Origin of the sequence: Acidovorax sp. Root219 (genome assembly GCF_001428665.1) — a bacterium.
Taxonomy (GTDB): Bacteria; Pseudomonadota; Gammaproteobacteria; order Burkholderiales; family Burkholderiaceae_C; genus Acidovorax.
The window spans coordinates 329,969-346,267 of the sequence record NZ_LMIJ01000011.1 but is presented as its reverse complement, the minus strand read 5'-3'; the positions used below and the strand labels follow the sequence as shown (position 1 = coordinate 346,267).

Below are 16,299 nucleotides of genomic sequence, written 5' to 3'. Positions count from 1 at the left end.
TGGCGTTGTTGCTGCGTCTTGTCGTACTAGCGTACTGCCTGCGACGCAGCGCCTAGCCAGAACCGCTTCGCTGAGTTTTCTCAACCGCTCTTCCAGGCGCATTCCATAGACTCCTTCCTGCACAGGCCTGCCGCGCGATGAGCGCGGCGGGGTAGGCACACCATGCTCATCCAACTGGATTTCTCTGCCGTTTTCTCGCAGTGGCCTCTACTGCTGCGCGGCGTGGCCTGGACGATAGGGCTCACCGTGGTGGGCACGGTGCTGGGCTTGCTGCTGGGCACGGCCTGCGCCTGGGCGCGCTCGCGCAACCTGGGTCCGCGCCCGGCGGCGCTGCGCTGGGTGGTGGCCGCGTACGTGGAGCTGGTGCGCAACACGCCGTTCATCGTGCAGCTGTTCTTCCTGTTCTTCGGGCTGCCGGCGCTGGGGCTCAAGCTCTCTCCCGAGCTCGCGTCGGTGCTGGCCATGGTGATCAACCTCGGCGCCTACTCGTCCGAGATCATCCGCGCCGGCATCGAGGCCACGCCGCGCGGCCAGGTGGAGGCCGCCGCCAGCCTGGCGCTCACCCCCGGCCAGACCTTCCGCCGGGTGGTGCTGCCGCCCGCACTGCAGAAGGTGTGGCCCTCGATGGTGAGCCAGATCATCATCGTCATGCTGGGCTCGGCTGTGTGCGGGCAGATCTCCACGCCGGAGCTGAGCTACGCCGCCAATCTGATCTCCAGCAACACCTTCCGCGCGTTCGAGGCCTTCATCGTGGCCACCATCGTGTACCTGGCGCTGTCCATGCTCACCCGGCGCCTGCTGGTATGGGTGGGCGCGCGTTTCCTCGTGGGGAGGTAATCCGCCATGGTTGAGTTTTCGATCTGGGACATCCTGCGCAACCTGCTGGGCGCCGCGCGCTGGACGGTGAGCCTCTCGCTGATCGCCTTCATTGGTGGCGGCCTCGTCGGCATGGCGCTGCTGGTGCTGCGCCTGTCCAAGCTGCGCGGTGCGCAGCGGGCCATCAACGCCTATGTTCAGGTCTTCCAGGGCACGCCGTTGCTGATGCAGCTGTTCCTGGCCTACTTCGGCATCGCGCTGTTCGGCATCAAGACCTCGCCGTGGACAGCGGCGGCCTTTGCACTCACGCTCTACACCAGCGCCTACCTCACCGAGATCTGGCGCGGCTGCGTGGAGTCCATCCCCAAGGGGCAGTGGGAGGCCGCGCAAAGCCTGGCGCTCAACTTCCGCGAGCAGCTGCGCCATGTGGTGCTGCCGCAGGCGCTGCGCATCGCGGTGCCGCCCACGGTGGGCTTTCTGGTGCAGGTGATCAAGGGCACGGCGCTGGCTTCCGTGATCGGCTTCGTGGAGCTGACCAAGGCCGGCAGCATGATCTCCAACGCCACCTACAAGCCCTTCCTGGTCTACGCCTGCGTGGCCCTCATGTACTTTGCGCTGTGCTTCCCGGTGAGCCTGGTGGCGCAGTCCCTCGAAAGGAAACTCCATGGCAACCGGCACTGACACCACCACGCCTGCCACCGCAGCCCCTGCCGATGTGCTGCCCGGCCGCCCCATCGTGGACATCACGGCGCTGCGCAAGTCCTACGGCACGAACGAGGTGCTCAAGGGCATCGATCTGAAGGTGCAGCGCGGCGAGGTGATCGCCATCATCGGCAAGAGCGGCTCGGGCAAGAGCACGCTGCTGCGCTGCATCAATGGCCTGGAGGTGTTCCAGGAGGGTGCGCTCAGCGTCAACGGCCAGAAGCTCATGCACGAAAGCCCCACCGCCATGCGCTCGCTGCGCCAGCAGGTGGGCATGATCTTCCAGAACTTCAACCTGTTTCCGCACCTCTCCGTGGGCCGCAACATCATGCTGGCGCCCACGCTGGTCAAGGCGCGCGACGCCAAGGCCGCCGCCGAGCAGGCGCGCCAGCTGCTCACCCGCGTGGGCCTGGCCGAGAAGTTCGACGCCATGCCCGACCAGCTCTCGGGCGGCCAGCAGCAGCGCGTGGCCATCGCCCGTGCGCTGGCGATGGAGCCGCAGGTGCTGCTGTGCGACGAGATCACCTCGGCGCTGGACCCCGAACTCGTGGGTGAGGTGCTGCGCGTGGTGGAGTCGCTTGCGCTCGAAGGCATGACGCTGATGATGGTCACGCACGAGATGGCGTTCGCGCGCAAGGTGGGCGACCGCGTGGTCTTCATGCACCAGGGCCGCGTGCACGAGACCGGCACACCGGCCGAACTCTTCGGCAGCCCGAAGACGCCCGAGCTGCAGCAGTTCCTCTCGTCGCTGCACGACTGATTGGCGGGCAAAAAAGAAGCACGCCGCAGCGTGCTTTTGGGATGAATGGGGAGGTGGGGTCGATCAGGACTTGGCGGCCAGGGCAAACTCTTCGAGCGACAGGAACTTGTCCTTGTTGCGGTCCAGGGCCTCGAACTTCTGGCTGATGGCCGGCAGCATCACGGCCTCCTGCGGGCTCAGCTGGCCATCGCGGTTGGCATCCGCTCGCGCAAAGGCGACGCCGGCCTGCGAGTTCTGCACCTGTTGGGTGGAGCTGGCCGTGCCGCCGAGCTGGGGTGCCAGGGCGGGGGATGGGGTCGTGGCGCTGTGCGGGATGGGTGGGGTCACTCCCAGGCTCGGTGCCGCAGGCCGGGTGCTGTTGGCAGGCGCGGTCAGCGGTGGGTTGTTGGTGGCGCTTTGCGCATGGGCGGTGGACGCCGCAGTGAAAGCGCCGATGGAGAGCACTGCAAACAGCAGAGCGCTGCTGGCATCGAAGGGATGGGCCGCTTTGCGCGATGGGGTGTTCACGGTCGTTGGGGTCTTCATGGGTGCTGAGCTCCGAAGTTGAACAGGCCGCCATTGCACCGCAGATGGCTGTGGGCAGCCAGCCATTTTGCCTGCTGTTGCCTGGGCCTACATTTGCCTGCCCGGTGTAACTCTTGGTGTAGGACGCCCGGCCGAATGCGCTGTGACCTGGCGCCGCGCGTGCGCTTGAAGTCCCACGCCAGTCCCTGCGCAAGTCCTACAGGCCCGATCACGGAGTGCTTGAACAATGGACCCAGAGCAATCAACGCTCTTCTTCTGACAAGGACTCTCCATGACTACCAAGCACACCCTCATCGCTTCCCTGGCCGTTCTCGCCTGCAGTGCCGCGCTGGCTCAGGCCCCCGCTGGCGTGGGCAAGACCCCTGCCGAAGTGAGCCCGTCCGCATCGGGTGGCGCAGCCGCCACTTCCGCACAAAACAAGGTCGATAACAAGAAGGCCAACTCGTCGGCCGCCGTGGCCAACCCCGCCGCCGGCATGGGCAAGGGTGCTCCCGCCCCTGAAATCGATGCCACCGCTGCCGGCGGCAAGGCGGCAGCCAATGCCGAAAAGAAGACCAACGCCCGCCTGATGGACGCCAACGGTGATGGCATGGTCTCGCGCGCCGAGTGGGACCGCTACCATGCAGACGCATGGGCCGGCATGCAGTCCAGCGCCAAGAACGGTCTGGTCTCCACCGCCGAGATCGATGCTGCCAACCGCCGCGCCACGGTCCAGTGATCGCCGCCATCGCGGCAGATGAATCCGGTGCGGCTGGCACTCGCCCTGGTGCGGGTGCCGCCCACCGGCCCCGTCCGGCGGGTGGCGCACTACCCGCACCTTCTTTCTCCATGCAGTGACGTGACACCTGCCTTTCAGGGGCATGGTGGGCATGAACTGCATTTGCCGTTTCCGCTTCTGCCTTTTCCCATGGGTTCAGGCGCCAATGTGCGGCGATGAATGACAATGCGGCGCATGGCTGTCGAGAAGGGTGTCCTGCACCTGCGATGGCAATCCCCATTCAACGAAACAGCGTTGCCGGACTTCTGCAGACGCTGCGCACAGGAGGCCTCCATGGGCAATCGACTCACCGCCATCGCCACCCGCACGGGCGATGCCGGCACCACAGGGCTGGGCAACGACCAGCGCGTCTCCAAGAGCAGCACCCGCATCCACGCCATGGGCGACGTGGACGAGCTCAACTCCCACATTGGCCTGCTACTGTGCGAACCCTTGCCCGATGATGTGCGCAGCCTGCTCGTGCAGGTGCAGCACCAACTGTTCAACCTGGGCGGCGAGCTGTCCATCCCCGGCTACGAACTGCTCAAGGCCGAGGCCGTGCTGCAACTCGACGAAGCTCTGGCGCACTACAACGCATCGCTGCCACGCTTGCAGGAGTTCATCCTGCCCGCCGGCACCCGAGCCGCATCACAGGCCCATGTCTGCCGCACCGTGGCCCGGCGCGCCGAGCGCGTGGTGGTAGGCCTGGGCAGTGAGGAAACCCTGAACGACGCGCCGCGCCAGTACCTCAACCGCCTGTCGGACCTGATGTTCGTGCTCGCCCGCGTGCTCAACCGCATGGACGGTGGCGACGACGTGTACTGGCAGAGCGAGCGGCTTGCGCGATCACAGGCCGCAGACAGCTGATCGCCACGGCTCTGTTGCGGAGACCTCAGGCCATCCCGAGCATGCGCGCCAGGTTGTTGTCGCTGCGCTCCTGCTGCAGCGTGATGCTGTGCTCCAGCGCCAGCAGATGCGCTTCCATCTCGCGCGCCGCACCGTCGGCGTCGCCCTGGGCGATGAGATCCACCACGCGCTCGTGCTCTTCGTGCTCGCACGAGGCCTTGCCGGGTGGCTCGTACAGCGCCACGATCAGCGAGCAGCGCGAGACCAGTTCCATCAGGTAGCGCTGCAGCACCGGGTTGCGTGCCAGCTCGGCCAGTCGCAGGTGGAAGGCACTGGCCAGCCGTGCCCAGGCGGGCTGCGTGAAGCGGTGCATGGCGTCGTGTTCCTGCGCAAGCTGCTGGCGCAGCGAGGCGATGTCCTCGCGCGTCGCATGGCGCGTGGCCAGGCGCACGATGGAGCCTTCGAGCGCGCGGCGCGCCTCGAACACCTGGCGCGTCTCCTCGGGCGTGGGCTCGGCCACGATGGCGCCGCGGTTGGGGCGCAGGTCCACGATGTGGTCGTGCGCCAGCGCCTGCAGCACCTTGCGCACGGTGGCGCGGCGCACGTCGAACAGCTCGCACAGCGAGGCCTCGGGCAGCTTGGTGCCGGGCGTCAGGCGCTGGGTCATCACGCTCTCGTACACCGTGTTGTAGATGCGTGTTTCCACGTCGTCGCCCGTGCGCAGGCCCGGCAGGCCGGGCAGGTCGCTTTCCTGCAGTTGCGCGGCCGCCTTGAGCGGCACTGCCGCAGGGGATTGGGTCGAGGTGGTGGCCCGCAGTGGCTTGGCGCCGGCGCGGGGAGTTGTCTTGGTGGCCATGGTGTTCGCCCGGAATGCCTGCTGTCTGTCGTCGCGCGGCCCGGCGGATGTTGTTGCCCCCATTGTCGCGCCTTCAGAGCCTGCCGTCCTGCAGCGCCTGCCAGACCTGCACCGCCAGGCGCACGAGGGCCAGGTCGCTGCCCGCCGGGCCGATCAGCGACACCCCTGTGGGCAGGCCACCGGCCGTGGCCAGCGGCAGGCTCACCTGCGGCAGCCCCGCCAGGCCGGCGATGCAGCAGATGCGCAGCGTGCGCGCGCGGATGGCGTCGATCTCGGTGCCGCCGGCGCTGCGCAGCGGCGCCACGCTGGCGGCCGAGGGAACGATCAGCACCGTGCCATTGCCGACGAGCGCACGCACCTGGGCGCGGGCGGCCTGGCCTGCGGCGCGCGCCGCCCCGGCGGCCTCGGCCGTGACCTCTGACGCTGCCTGCCAGCGGCCGGCAATGGCGTCTTCGAAGCCGGGCGCGTTGGCCGCGATCCATGCGCCATGGGCCTGCCAGGCCTCATGGGCGCCCCAGGCCACATAGTGGCGGCGCCAGTCCTCCAGAGAACTGCCCTGGGCTGCCGTTGCCGCGCCCGCCCCCTGGGGCAGGATTCTGGCGAGCACTTCCCCCACGCGGGGCAGCAGTGCGGCCACCTCGGCGTCGGCCTCGGCAGCCGCGTCCTGCAGCACGACGGCGCGCACCGCCGCGAAGGGGGTGGCCGGCAGCAACGCTCTGGCCACGCGCTCGAAGGTGCCTGCGTCGTGTGCGAACCAGGTCGCGGTGTCGAAGCTGTCGTGCAGCGGCACCAGCCCCTCGCGCGAGACCAGGCCATGCGTGGTGCGCAGCCCCCACACGCCGCAGTAGCTGGCTGGCACGCGGGTGGATCCACCCGTGTCGGTGCCCAGCGCAAAGTCCACCAGCCGCGCGGCCACTGCCGCGACCGAGCCGCTCGACGAGCCGCCCGGAATGCGCTCGGGCGCGGCGCTGTTGAGCGGCATGCCGTAGTGCAGGTTGTGGCCGTGGATGCTGTAGGCCAGCTCGTCCGAAATGACCTTGCCGCACAGCGTGGCCCCGGCGTCGAGCAGCTGTTGCACCAGCGCGCTGTGGCGCGTGGGCACCGGGTGGCTGGCCAGCCAGGCGGGGTTGCCGGCGCCCGTTGGGTGGCCGGCCACGTCGAACACGTCCTTGGCGGCAAAGCGCAGGCCGGCCACGGGGCCGCCGGGCGCCCCTTCGATCACGAAATGGCCGTGGGGCACCCAGGCATGGACGGTGTCGGTGAAGGGCAGGCCGGGGGAGGCGATGGGGTGGTGCATGGGGCGGGGCTCAGGCAGAAGGGAACAGGGCATCCACGTGCGCGCAAATGGCGCCGGGCGTGGTGAACCAGACGGCACCGGCATCGCGCGCACGAGCCACATGCTCCAGCGCGCGGCGCAGATGCCGCAGCCGGTAGGGCTGGCCCACGAGATAGGGGTGCAGGGCGATGCCCATCACCAATGGCTGCGTAGCCGATTGCTGCAGCATCTCGTCGAAATTGTCGACAATCATCTGCGCGAAATCCTTGCCGTCGAGTTGGCGCGCAACGATCATCGGGATGTCGTTGAGCTCCTGCGGGTAGGGAATCGACCACAGCCGCTGGCCGCTGCGCGTGCGCATCGGCACGGGCTGGTCATCGTGCGCCCAGTTCAGGGTGTAGCGGTAGCCTGCCTCGGCCAGCAGGTCGGGCGTGGTGGGGCTCTCGGAGATCCAGGGCGAGAGCCAGCCCGTAGGCGCGCCACCGCCGGCCTGTGCGATGCGTTCGCGGCAGGCGGCCAGCAGCGCGGCCTCCTCGGCTTCGGCGAAGTCGCCCTGGCGCTCCGAATTGGTGTGGCCGTGGCCGATCAGCTCGTCGCCCCGTGCCGCACAGGCTGCAAGCAACTCCGGGCAGTGGTCGTACAGCGCGGTGTTCAGGATGCAGCCGGCCGGCAGGGCCAACTGGTCGAACAGCTCCAGGCAGCGCCAGGCCCCCACGCGGTTGCCGTACTCGCGCCAGCTGTAGTTGAGCACGTCGGGCTCGGGCGATGCCGGGCCGATGCGCGCACCCAGGCCCCCGCCGAAGGCGAAGTGCTCCAGGTTGAAGCCCAGGTACACCGCCAGGCGCGCGCCGTTCGGCCAGGTGTAGTCGGGGCGGCGGGTGATAGGGCTGTAGCCGAAGCGCCCGTGGCCTGGCAGGGGGCCATCGCCGTAGATGCTGGTGATCATGCGCCGGCACCTTCGGTCGGCCAGGGCGCGGCCAGGCCGGCCCGCACCAGCAGCCATTCGGCGCTGTCGTTCCACACGTCCATCTGCACGATCAAGCCATGGCGCAGCACATAGCGGTCCACATAGCGGTTGCCCTCGAACGGCGTGCCATCGGGCCAGGCACCGTAGAGCGTGCCGGTGTTGTAGACCACGGCCTCTTCGTGCGTGGCACCGGCCACGACGTCGGTGCTCTCGAACTTCTTTTTCACCCAGGCGTAGCGCGTGGCGTTGAAGGCGCTGCACTCGGCCGGCTGGCGCATGGGTCGCCCACCCGTGAAGCGGATGGCCAGGCCCGGCGCGACGAAGCGGCTGGCGGCGGCGGGGTCTGGAATCATCACCAGGCGCAGGAACTCTTCGACGATGGCGCCTGCATCCTGGGTGGGTGGGGTGTGTGCTTGCTGCTGCATGTTGGTGCTCCTGATCGCACCACCGGAGTGCGAAATATTGCGGGGGCTGCTTCGGAATGGGGCGGAACGCGGTGAACTGCCTTTGGTTTTTATTGTCAGCAAAGCGTGTGCCAGATTGTCGACAATGACATATCAATAAAGTTACCAATAAATATTGGTGTTTGTTGACATTGGCACGTTGCTTGCTGGTGGAGCCTCCCGAGGCGGACCGACACCCGCCCACCGATCCGTTCATCCCCGTCCACCCGCCACTGCAGGAGAACCGCCATGCCTTTCACCACCCGCCGCCGCTTTGCCGTCGCCACGCTCGCCACCGCTGCCTGGGCCGCCATGGGCGCCCTGAGCGCTGCCCATGCCGCCGAGCCCATCAAGGTCGGCCTGGTCACTGCGCTCTCGGGTCAGTCGGCGCTGGCGGGCGATGCGATCACGCGCGGCCTGACCATTGCCATCGAGGAGATCAACGCCAAGGGCGGCCTGCTCGGCGGCCGCAAGCTCGAACTGGTGCGCCGCGACGACGAGGCCAACCCCGCCAAGGGCGTGACGGCTGCGCGCGAACTGATCTACAAGGAAAAGGTGGCCGTGCTCTTCGGTGGGCTGGACACGCCGGTCTCCATCGCCATCGTGCAACTGGCCAACCAGGAGAAGGTGCCTTTCATGGGCCCCTGGGCCGCAGGCACGCCGGTCACCAAGAACGGCGCCAAGCCCAACTTCGCGTTCCGCGTCTCGGCCGTGGACGAGATCGTCGACCGCGGCATGCTGGCCTATGCGCAAAAGACCTTCAATGCCAAGAACCCCGGCATGATCCTGGTGAACAACCCCTGGGGCGAGTCCAACGAGAAGGGCCTGACCGCAGCGCTCACCGCCAAGGGCATGAAAGCCGCCGGCATCGAGAAGTTCGGGGACAGCGACGTGGACGTGGTGCCCCAACTCACGCGCCTGAAGGCGGCGGGCGCCGACGCGCTGTTCCTGGTCGGCAACGTGGGCCCTTCGGCCCAGGTGGTCAAGTCGCTCGACCGCATGGGCTGGCAGGTGCCCATCGTCTCGCACTGGGGTCCTGCGGGTGGCCGCTTCACCGAACTGGCCGGTGCGAATGCCAAGAACGTGCATTTCGTGCAGACCTACAGCTTCTTCGGCAAGCAGGGCCCGGTGGGCGAGAAGGTGCTGGCAGCCCTCAAGGCCAAGTACCCCGAGATCAAGGGCCCCGACAACATCACCCCCGCCGTGGGCGTGGCCAACGCCTACGACGCCATGCAGCTGGCGGCGCTGGCCATCACCCAGGCCGGCAGCACCGAGGGCGACGCCGTGCGCCAGGGCTTCTACAAGATCGGCAAGTACGACGGACTGATCAAGGGCTACGACAAGCCCTTCAGCGAAGGCAACCATGACGCGCTGAGCGAAAACGACTATGTCTGGGCGCAGTTCATAGGCAACCGCATCCTGCCGGTGGGCCTCGAAAAGTAAGCAAGCCACGCCATGCAGTCCCGCGCCCGCAGGGGTGCGGGGCTTCCCTGCACTTTCACTACTTCGATCACCACGATGCTTTTTCTCTCCGCCCTGATCAGCGGCATCGGCCTGGGCAGCATGTACGGGCTGATGGCCCTGGGCTTTCACGTCACCTTCGTCGTTTCCGGCACCGTGAACTTCGCCCAGGGCAGTTCCATGATGCTGGGCGCCGTGCTCACCTACGGCTTTGCCATGGTGCTGGGCTGGCCCATGGCGCTGGCGGTATTGCTGGCGCTGCTGCTGTGCGCGCTCTACGGCCTGGCCGTGGAGTTCTTCGCCGTGCGCCCCTTCGCGCGCCGGGGCTCCGACGCCTGGCTCATGGCCACGGTGGCGCTGGGCATCGTGGTCGACAACCTGGCCATGTTCACCTTCGGCAAGGAGCCGCGCAGCCTGCCGTCGCCGCTGGCCCAGGCACCGATGACGCTGGGCGACATCGGCCTGGGTGTGTACCCGCTGCAGCTCATCATCCCGACCATCGGCCTGGTGCTGGCCGCCGTGCTGCATTTCGTGGCGCGGCGCACGCGCTGGGGCACGGCCATGCTGGCCGTGGTGCAGAACCGCGATGCGGCCCGGCTCATGGGCATCCCCATCGGGCGGGTGGTGTCGGCGGCGTTCGCGCTGTCGGCCGTGTTCGCCGGCGTGGCGGGCGTGCTCATCGCGCCGCTAGTGAACGTGCAGTCCGACATGGGCACGCTGTTCGGCCTCAAGGCCTTTGCGGTCGCCATCCTGGGCGGTATCGGCAGCGCCTGGGGCGTCATGGCTGCGGGCCTGCTGTTCGGTGTGGCCGAGGCGCTGATCACCTCCACGCTGGGCTCGGGCTACACGCAGATCCTCACTTTCTCGCTCGTCATCGTGGCGCTGGCCGTGCGGCCCAACGGGCTCTTCGGGCGTGCCCTGGTGCGCAAGGTATGAAGACGATTTTCTCCTCCATGCAGAACGCACCTTTCCTTCCTTCGTCCGCGCGCGGGCTGGCCATGCCCACCCTGCTCGTGCTCACGGCGCTGGGCGTGGCCGCGGGCCTGGCGCTGGCCACGCAGGTCAATGGCTACTACGTTTTTGTGCTGGCCAACGTGGCGCTGCTGGCGCTGGTCGGCATCGGCCTGAACGTGCTGCTCGGCCTGTCGGGCCAGGTGTCCTTCGGGCACGTGGGCTTCTATGCCATCGGCGCCTATGCGGTGGCTATCCTCACCACCAAGGCCGGCTGGAGCTTCTGGGCCGCCTGGCCGATCGCTGCCGTGCTGGCCGGCGCCATGGGCGCGCTGCTCGCCTTGCCTGCATTGCGCGTCAAGGGACCGTACCTGGCCATGGTGACGATTGCCTTCGGCCTGATCGTGGAGCACAGCGCGGTGGAGATGCGCGACCTCACCGGCGGGCAGAACGGCATCATGGGCATTGCCGCGCCGGCGCTGGGCATCGATGCGCTGCGTGGCGAGCGCGCCATCGCCGTGCTGGCCATTGTGGCCGTGGCGGTGGCGCTGCTGGCCTATGTGCGGCTCTCGCGTGGCGCCTGGGGCGCCGCGCTGCGCGCGGTGCGCGACTCGGAGACGGCGGCCGAGTCCATCGGCCTGAATCCGCTGGTCGTGAAGACCGTGGCGTTTGCGGTGTCGGCCTTGCTCGCGGGGTTGGCGGGCGGGCTGTATGCGCCGCTGTCGGGCTTCGTCACGCCACACAGCTTCTCTTTCCTGCAGTCCATCCTGTTCGTGCTGGTGGTGATGATCGGCGGCGCCGGCAGCATCGCCGGGCCGCTGGTGGGCGCGGTCATCGTTGGCCTGCTGCCCGAGCTGCTGTCCAGCCTGGAGGAATACCGGCTGCTGTTCTTTGGCGCGCTGTTGCTGGTGGTGCTGTGGGTGGCGCCGCAGGGCCTGGTGGGCCTGTTCGCGCGCCTGCGCCGCAGCATGCCCGCCAGTGCCGAAGCTGGCGCCGCGCCAGGCGGCTCTCTGCCGGTCCTGAAGCCTGAGGGCGGCCGTGCGCTGAGCGCACAGGGCCTGTCCATGGTGTTCGGCGGGGTGCGCGCGGTGAGTGAGCTGTCCTTTGCTGTGCGTCCGGGTGCCGTCACCAGCCTGATCGGCCCCAACGGCGCAGGCAAGAGCACGGTGCTCAACATGCTCAGCGGTTTCTACACGCCCACCAGTGGCGGCGCGCTATTGGGCGATGAGCCCTTGCAGGGTCGGGGCGCCTGGCGCATCGCCCGGGCCGGTGTGGCGCGCAGCTACCAGACCTCGCAGCTCTTCGGCTCGCTCAGCGTGCTCGACAACGTGGCCCTGGCGCTGGCACGCGGTGGCCTGGGCACCTTGCTGGGCGATGGCCGCGTGTGCTCGCCCGGTGCGCGGGACGAAGCGCGCGCCCTGCTGGCCTGGTGCGGCTACAAGGGTGCCGTGCAGGTGCCGGCTGCCGACCTGGCGCACGTCGACCGGCGCCTGGTGGAGATTGCCCGCGCACTGGCCATGCGGCCCGAGGTGCTGCTGCTCGACGAGCCGGCCGCCGGCCTGTCTGCCGAGGACAAGGACCAGCTCTCCGCGCTGTTGCGCCGCATTGCCGAGCAAGGCGTGGGCGTGCTGTTGGTGGAGCACGACATGGCGCTGGTGATGGGCCTGTCGGACCATGTGGTGGTGATGGAGTCGGGCCGCCACCTGGCCGAAGGCAGCCCGGCCGAAGTGCAGGCCCACCCCGCCGTGCGCAAGGCCTACCTGGGCGATGGCGCCGGTGGCGCCGTGGCGGTGCATGCCACCGCAGTGCGTGCCCTGCTGGCCGAAGCCCCCGAAGTGCTGGGCGTCGGCCGCCTCACCACCGGCTATGGTGCCGAGCCCGTGCTGCACGCCGTGGACCTGCGTGTGCGCCAGGGCGAGATGGTGGCCCTGCTGGGCGCCAACGGCGCGGGCAAGTCCACGCTGATGCGCACCCTGGCAGGCCTGCACCGGCCGTTGTCGGGCGGCATCCACATGGACGGCGTGGAGTTGGGCCCGCTGCGCGCCGAGCAGATCGTGGCGCGCGGCCTGGTGCTGGTGCCCGAGGGGCGCCAGGTGTTCCCCGAACTCTCGGTGCTCGACAACATCCGCCTGGGCGCCTTCCTCCACCCCGAGGGCCGCGAGGCCCGGGTGGAAGAGATGCTGCAGCGCTTTCCGCGCCTGCGCGAGCGGCTGCACCAGCGCGCCGGCCTGCTGTCGGGCGGCGAGCAGCAGATGCTGGCCATCGCCCGCGCCCTGATGAGCCGCCCGCGCGTGCTGCTGCTCGACGAGCCCTCGCTGGGCCTGGCTCCCAAGGTCATCGAAGAGCTGTTCGCCTCGCTGGCGCGCCTGCGCGACGAATCCATGATCCTGGTGCTGGTGGACCAGATGGCAGCGCTGGCGCTTTCGCTGGCCGACCGGGCCTACGTGCTCGAAGGCGGGCGCGTGGTGGCGCAGGGTACGGCGGCAGAAATTGCGGCCAACGATGCCCTGACCCGCGCCTACCTGGGCGGGGGGCATTGAACTGAACGCCATGGACACCAACACCACCATCAACTTGCCCAATGTCCTCGCCGAGGTCACGGCCGCCTTTGCGCGCTACGAGCATGCCCTGGTCCACAACGAAGTGGAGGTGCTCGATGCGCTGTTCTTCCACAGCCCGCACACCGTGCGCTACGGCGCCACGGAATGCCTGCATGGCATCGACGCGATCCGCGCCTTCCGCAGCGGCCGTTCGGCGGCCGGCCTGGCGCGAACGCTGAGCAACACTGTCATCACGACCTACGGGCGCGACTTCGCCACGGCCAGCACCGAGTTCACGCGCGAAGGCAGCGCGCGCACCGGCCGCCAGCAGCAGACCTGGGTGTGCATGCCCGACCAGGGCTGGTGCGTGGTGGCGGCCCACGTGTCATTGATGGACTAGCATTCGCTCCAAGAAAAACCAACCCCCAGGAGACATTTCCGATGTTGCACAGCCTGCAAAGCCGCGGTGGCATGGTCACCGCCCCCCACCACCTGGCCGCACAGGCCGGCGCCGCCGTGCTGCGCGAAGGTGGCAATGCGGTGGAGGCCATGGTCGCGGCAGCCGCCGCCATCGCCGTGGTCTACCCGCACATGAACGGCCTGGGTGGCGATGGCTTCTGGCTCATCCACACGCCCGGCACGGCGGCCCCGGTGGCGGTGCGCGCCTGCGGTGGCGCGGCCCAGGCGGCAGACGCCGCCTTCTACCAGGCGCACGGCGACGCGGCCATTCCCACGCGCGGGCCGCGCGCGGCGCTCACCGTGGCCGGGGCCATCGGCGGCTGGGCCGAGGCGCTGGAAGTGGCCCGCGCCTGGGGCGGCAAGCCCCTGCCGCTGGCACGCCTGCTCGAAGACGCCATGCGCCATGCGCGCGAGGGCGTGCCCATCACCACCTCGCAGGTCGAACTGACCCGCGCCAAGTGGGCCGAGTTGGAGCATGTGCCCGGTTTCGCCGCCGCTTTCGCGCCCGAGGGCCAGCCGCACCGGGGTGATACCTTGCGCCAGCCGCGCACCGCAGCCACGCTGCAGCGCCTGGCCGAGGCCGGGCTGCACGACTTCTACCGCGGCGACCTGGCGCGCAGCATGGCGCGCGACCTGCAGGCCCTGGGCAGCCCGCTGGCGCTGGCCGACCTGGAGGGCTGGCACGCCCAGCAGGTGGCACCGCTGTCGGTGCAGTTGTCGGCCGGCCGCGTCTTCAACCAGCCGCCGCCCACGCAGGGCGTCTCGTCGCTGGCCATCCTGGGCCTGTTCGACCGCCTGGGCGTGGGCCAGGCCGAGGGCTTTGACCACGTGCATGGCCTGGTGGAATCCACCAAGCGCGCCTTCGCCTGGCGCAACAAGCACGTGGGCGACCCGGCGTACATGCGTGCCGATCCTGCGGCCTTCCTGCAGGCCGATTCGCTCGACGCCGAGGCCACATGCATCGACAAGGCCCGCGCCGCGCCCTGGCCCGAACCCACGGAGCCCGGCGACACGGTGTGGATGGGCGCCGCCGATGCCCAGGGCAACGTGGTCAGCTACATCCAGAGCATCTACTGGGAGTTCGGCAGCGGCATCGTGCTGCCCGAGACGGGGCTGCACTGGCAGAACCGCGGCGCCTCGTTCACGCTGGGCGCCGGGCCCAACCAGCTCGCACCCGGGCGCCTGCCGTTCCACACCCTCAATCCGGCACTGGCGCACCTGAAAGACGGGCGCGTGCTGGCCTACGGCACCATGGGCGGCGAGGGCCAGCCGCAGACGCAGGCGGCGGTGTTCACGCGCCATGTGCTCTTCGGCCAGGACATGCAGGCCGCGGTGACCGCGCCACGCTGGCTGCTGGGCCGCACCTGGGGGGACAACTCCACCAACCTCAAGCTCGAATCGCGCGCCGACCCGGCCCTGGTGGACCGGCTGCGCGCCGCCGGCCACGACGTGCAGATGGTGGGTGCCTTCGAGGACATGATGGGCCATGCCGGGGCGGTGGCGTTCCACCCCGATGGGCGCATCGAGGGCGCGACCGACCCGCGCGCCGACGGGGTCTGCGCGGCCGTTTAGGCCGTATTGCCTCAGCGCGGCGCCAGGATCGCCATGGTGATGCGCGACACGCAGGTCATCTCGCCAGCGTCGTTGACCATGTCGATCTGCCACACATGCGTGGTGCGGCCGATGTGCACCGGGCGGGCCGTGCCCGTCACCCAGCCGCTCTGGGTGGAGCGCAGGTGGTTGGCGTTGATGTCCAGGCCTACGGCGCGGTAGCCCTCGGGGCAGGAGTGGGCGGCGCCCACCGAGCCCAGGGTCTCGGCCAGCACCACGCTCACGCCGCCGTGCAGCAGGCCATAGGGCTGGTGGGTGCGCTCGTCCACGGGCACGCGGCCGCGCACGAAATCGTCGCCGACTTCCAGGAACTCAATCCCAAGGTGCGGCACGGCGGTACGCAGGCTGTGGTGGGTGAGCGATTCGATGGTGATGGGTTTCTTCCAGATGGCAGGCATCGTTCTTTTCTTTCTCGCAAAGGGTGAACAGGGCCCCTTGGTGGTTGGCGAATGGGCTTGCCATTGTGCTTCGGTTCAAGGGTCCGGGACTCGGGCCGCGTCGCCTGCGGGTCAGCTGGCCGGCGCGCTACCATGGCTGCATTCCCGCCGGCTTTCCACCCGTCCCATGCAGCACCTTCCCTCCTGCCCCTCCTGCCGCCAGCCCATGGAAGCGCACCAGTTCGCCACCAACCAGGGTGGCATGCAGACGCTCGACCTGTGCTTTGCCTGCCAGGGCATCTGGTTCGACCGCCACGAGAACCTCAAGCTTGCGCCGGCGGCGGTGGTGGAGCTGTTCAAGCTGCTGCACGAGCACCGCACGGACGAGCGGCGCCCCTTGCAGAACAGCCTGGCCTGCCCGCGCTGCGTGCGCCCGCTGGCGCACGGTTTCGACCTGGTGCGCAGCGGCCGCTACGTACTCTACCGCTGCGCCAGCCAGCATGGCCGCTTCAGCACCTTTTCGTCCTTCATGGTGGAGAAGGGCTTCGTGCGCCACATGACCAAGCCCGAAGTGGCCGACCTCGCCAAGCGCGTGGGTGCTATCTACTGCACGGGCTGCGGCTCGCCGGTGGACATCCGCAAGGACCACGCTTGCCCCTACTGCCGCGCAGCGTTCTCGCTGATCGACCCCGAGGCCGTGAAAAGCGCGCTGGAGAGCTATGCCCAGGCCGGTCAGCGCGCCGCCCAACTGCACCCGCCCCAGCGCACCGACCTGGCCGACGCACTGGTGTCGCTGGAGCGTGACCGCACGCGCGCCGAGCGCGAGCGGCAGAAAGAGCGCTTCACCAGCGGCGATGCGTCCGACGCAAGTGTCACTGGCGATCTGCTCGTCGCCGGGGTGGCCCTCGTCTGGGGCATGCTGAGTTCTTNGCGGCTAACAAAACTCTTCTGG

At 69.0% G+C, this 16,299-nt stretch carries 16 protein-coding genes and 1 pseudogene; 11 read left to right on the top strand and 6 right to left on the bottom strand.

Features of this window, described 5'->3' with window-relative positions; all coding sequences use genetic code 11:
- The first annotated feature begins 162 nt into the window (after positions 1-162).
- Genes ASE28_RS12340 through ASE28_RS12330 form a run of 3 tightly spaced genes read left to right on the top strand, consistent with a single transcriptional unit; the run spans position 163 to position 2,278 of the window.
- The gene (locus tag ASE28_RS12340; RefSeq protein ID WP_057266792.1) at positions 163-837 is read left to right on the top strand and encodes an amino acid ABC transporter permease; all 675 of its coding nucleotides are present in this window, start codon (positions 163-165) and stop codon (positions 835-837) included.
- Between the two features lie 6 nt (positions 838-843).
- Positions 844-1,497 (top strand): amino acid ABC transporter permease, encoded by a 654-nt coding sequence (locus tag ASE28_RS12335; RefSeq protein ID WP_057266791.1) that lies wholly within the window; start codon positions 844-846, stop codon positions 1,495-1,497.
- Positions 1,481-2,278: an amino acid ABC transporter ATP-binding protein gene (locus ASE28_RS12330; protein ID WP_057266790.1), complete on the top strand. Its 798-nt coding sequence runs from the start codon at positions 1,481-1,483 to the stop codon at positions 2,276-2,278. The genes ASE28_RS12335 and ASE28_RS12330 overlap by 17 nt, the downstream gene beginning before the upstream one ends.
- Positions 2,279-2,341: 63 nt before the next feature.
- Here ASE28_RS12330 and ASE28_RS12325 read toward each other — a convergent pair whose 3' ends face one another.
- The gene (locus ASE28_RS12325; RefSeq protein WP_057266789.1) at positions 2,342-2,803 is read right to left on the bottom strand and encodes a hypothetical protein; all 462 of its coding nucleotides are present in this window, start codon (positions 2,801-2,803) and stop codon (positions 2,342-2,344) included.
- 271 nt (positions 2,804-3,074) lie between these two features.
- On the opposite strand from ASE28_RS12325, the gene ASE28_RS12320 reads away from it, so the two are divergent.
- Positions 3,075-3,521 (top strand): hypothetical protein, encoded by a 447-nt coding sequence (locus ASE28_RS12320; protein WP_057200337.1) that lies wholly within the window; start codon positions 3,075-3,077, stop codon positions 3,519-3,521.
- Positions 3,522-3,854: 333 nt separating this feature from the next.
- Entirely contained in the window at positions 3,855-4,427 is a 573-nt protein-coding gene (locus tag ASE28_RS12315) for a cob(I)yrinic acid a,c-diamide adenosyltransferase (RefSeq protein ID WP_057266788.1), read from the top strand.
- A 25-nt stretch (positions 4,428-4,452) separates the two neighbouring features.
- Here ASE28_RS12315 and ASE28_RS12310 read toward each other — a convergent pair whose 3' ends face one another.
- The 4 genes from ASE28_RS12310 to ASE28_RS12295 form a co-directional block, all read right to left on the bottom strand.
- Entirely contained in the window at positions 4,453-5,262 is an 810-nt protein-coding gene (locus tag ASE28_RS12310) for a GntR family transcriptional regulator (RefSeq protein WP_057266787.1), read from the bottom strand.
- 73 nt (positions 5,263-5,335) lie between these two features.
- Positions 5,336-6,559 carry an amidase gene (locus ASE28_RS12305; RefSeq protein ID WP_057266786.1) on the bottom strand — a complete coding sequence of 408 codons (1,224 nt, stop codon included), beginning with the start codon at positions 6,557-6,559 and terminating at the stop codon, positions 5,336-5,338.
- Positions 6,560-6,569: 10 nt separating this feature from the next.
- Positions 6,570-7,484: a polysaccharide deacetylase family protein gene (locus tag ASE28_RS12300; protein WP_200961069.1), complete on the bottom strand. Its 915-nt coding sequence runs from the start codon at positions 7,482-7,484 to the stop codon at positions 6,570-6,572.
- Positions 7,481-7,930 (bottom strand): hypothetical protein, encoded by a 450-nt coding sequence (locus tag ASE28_RS12295; protein WP_057266785.1) that lies wholly within the window; start codon positions 7,928-7,930, stop codon positions 7,481-7,483. The genes ASE28_RS12300 and ASE28_RS12295 overlap by 4 nt, the downstream gene beginning before the upstream one ends.
- A gap of 267 nt (positions 7,931-8,197) precedes the next feature.
- Here ASE28_RS12295 and ASE28_RS12290 point away from each other — a divergent pair, with 267 nt between their 5' ends.
- The 5 genes from ASE28_RS12290 (at position 8,198) to ASE28_RS12270 (ending at position 14,931) form a co-directional block, all read left to right on the top strand.
- Positions 8,198-9,391 carry an ABC transporter substrate-binding protein gene (locus ASE28_RS12290; protein WP_057266784.1) on the top strand — a complete coding sequence of 398 codons (1,194 nt, stop codon included), beginning with the start codon at positions 8,198-8,200 and terminating at the stop codon, positions 9,389-9,391.
- Between the two features lie 75 nt (positions 9,392-9,466).
- Complete coding sequence (locus tag ASE28_RS12285) at positions 9,467-10,345, top strand: branched-chain amino acid ABC transporter permease (protein WP_057200331.1); 879 nt, start codon at positions 9,467-9,469, stop codon at positions 10,343-10,345.
- 17 nt (positions 10,346-10,362) lie between these two features.
- Entirely contained in the window at positions 10,363-12,900 is a 2,538-nt protein-coding gene (locus ASE28_RS12280) for an ATP-binding cassette domain-containing protein (protein WP_369818161.1), read from the top strand.
- A 10-nt stretch (positions 12,901-12,910) separates the two neighbouring features.
- The gene (hpxZ, locus tag ASE28_RS12275) at positions 12,911-13,300 is read left to right on the top strand and encodes an oxalurate catabolism protein HpxZ (protein WP_057266783.1); all 390 of its coding nucleotides are present in this window, start codon (positions 12,911-12,913) and stop codon (positions 13,298-13,300) included.
- A gap of 41 nt (positions 13,301-13,341) precedes the next feature.
- Positions 13,342-14,931, top strand: coding sequence for a gamma-glutamyltransferase family protein (locus ASE28_RS12270; protein ID WP_057266782.1), 1,590 nt, complete (start codon positions 13,342-13,344; stop codon positions 14,929-14,931).
- An 11-nt stretch (positions 14,932-14,942) separates the two neighbouring features.
- Here ASE28_RS12270 and ASE28_RS12265 read toward each other — a convergent pair whose 3' ends face one another.
- Positions 14,943-15,368: a hotdog fold thioesterase gene (locus ASE28_RS12265; protein ID WP_057266781.1), complete on the bottom strand. Its 426-nt coding sequence runs from the start codon at positions 15,366-15,368 to the stop codon at positions 14,943-14,945.
- Positions 15,369-15,534: 166 nt separating this feature from the next.
- Here ASE28_RS12265 and ASE28_RS12260 point away from each other — a divergent pair.
- Positions 15,535-16,276, top strand: a pseudogene (locus ASE28_RS12260) (zf-TFIIB domain-containing protein); the annotation flags it as partial.
- Positions 16,277-16,299: the final 23 nt, after the last annotated feature.

Coding starts and splice junctions, on each gene's coding strand:
- ASE28_RS12305 (WP_057266786.1), bottom strand. CDS start 6,559: ATGCACCACCCCATCGCCTCCCCCGGCCTGCCCTTCACCGACACCGTC.
- ASE28_RS12325 (WP_057266789.1), bottom strand. CDS start 2,803: ATGAAGACCCCAACGACCGTGAACACCCCATCGCGCAAAGCGGCCCAT.
- ASE28_RS12335 (WP_057266791.1), top strand. CDS start 844: ATGGTTGAGTTTTCGATCTGGGACATCCTGCGCAACCTGCTGGGCGCC.
- hpxZ (WP_057266783.1), top strand. CDS start 12,911: ATGGACACCAACACCACCATCAACTTGCCCAATGTCCTCGCCGAGGTC.
- ASE28_RS12300 (WP_200961069.1), bottom strand. CDS start 7,484: ATGATCACCAGCATCTACGGCGATGGCCCCCTGCCAGGCCACGGGCGC.
- ASE28_RS12295 (WP_057266785.1), bottom strand. CDS start 7,930: ATGCAGCAGCAAGCACACACCCCACCCACCCAGGATGCAGGCGCCATC.
- ASE28_RS12285 (WP_057200331.1), top strand. CDS start 9,467: ATGCTTTTTCTCTCCGCCCTGATCAGCGGCATCGGCCTGGGCAGCATG.
- ASE28_RS12310 (WP_057266787.1), bottom strand. CDS start 5,262: ATGGCCACCAAGACAACTCCCCGCGCCGGCGCCAAGCCACTGCGGGCC.
- ASE28_RS12290 (WP_057266784.1), top strand. CDS start 8,198: ATGCCTTTCACCACCCGCCGCCGCTTTGCCGTCGCCACGCTCGCCACC.
- ASE28_RS12315 (WP_057266788.1), top strand. CDS start 3,855: ATGGGCAATCGACTCACCGCCATCGCCACCCGCACGGGCGATGCCGGC.
- ASE28_RS12340 (WP_057266792.1), top strand. CDS start 163: ATGCTCATCCAACTGGATTTCTCTGCCGTTTTCTCGCAGTGGCCTCTA.
- ASE28_RS12320 (WP_057200337.1), top strand. CDS start 3,075: ATGACTACCAAGCACACCCTCATCGCTTCCCTGGCCGTTCTCGCCTGC.
- ASE28_RS12280 (WP_369818161.1), top strand. CDS start 10,363: ATGCAGAACGCACCTTTCCTTCCTTCGTCCGCGCGCGGGCTGGCCATG.
- ASE28_RS12330 (WP_057266790.1), top strand. CDS start 1,481: ATGGCAACCGGCACTGACACCACCACGCCTGCCACCGCAGCCCCTGCC.
- ASE28_RS12265 (WP_057266781.1), bottom strand. CDS start 15,368: ATGCCTGCCATCTGGAAGAAACCCATCACCATCGAATCGCTCACCCAC.
- ASE28_RS12270 (WP_057266782.1), top strand. CDS start 13,342: ATGTTGCACAGCCTGCAAAGCCGCGGTGGCATGGTCACCGCCCCCCAC.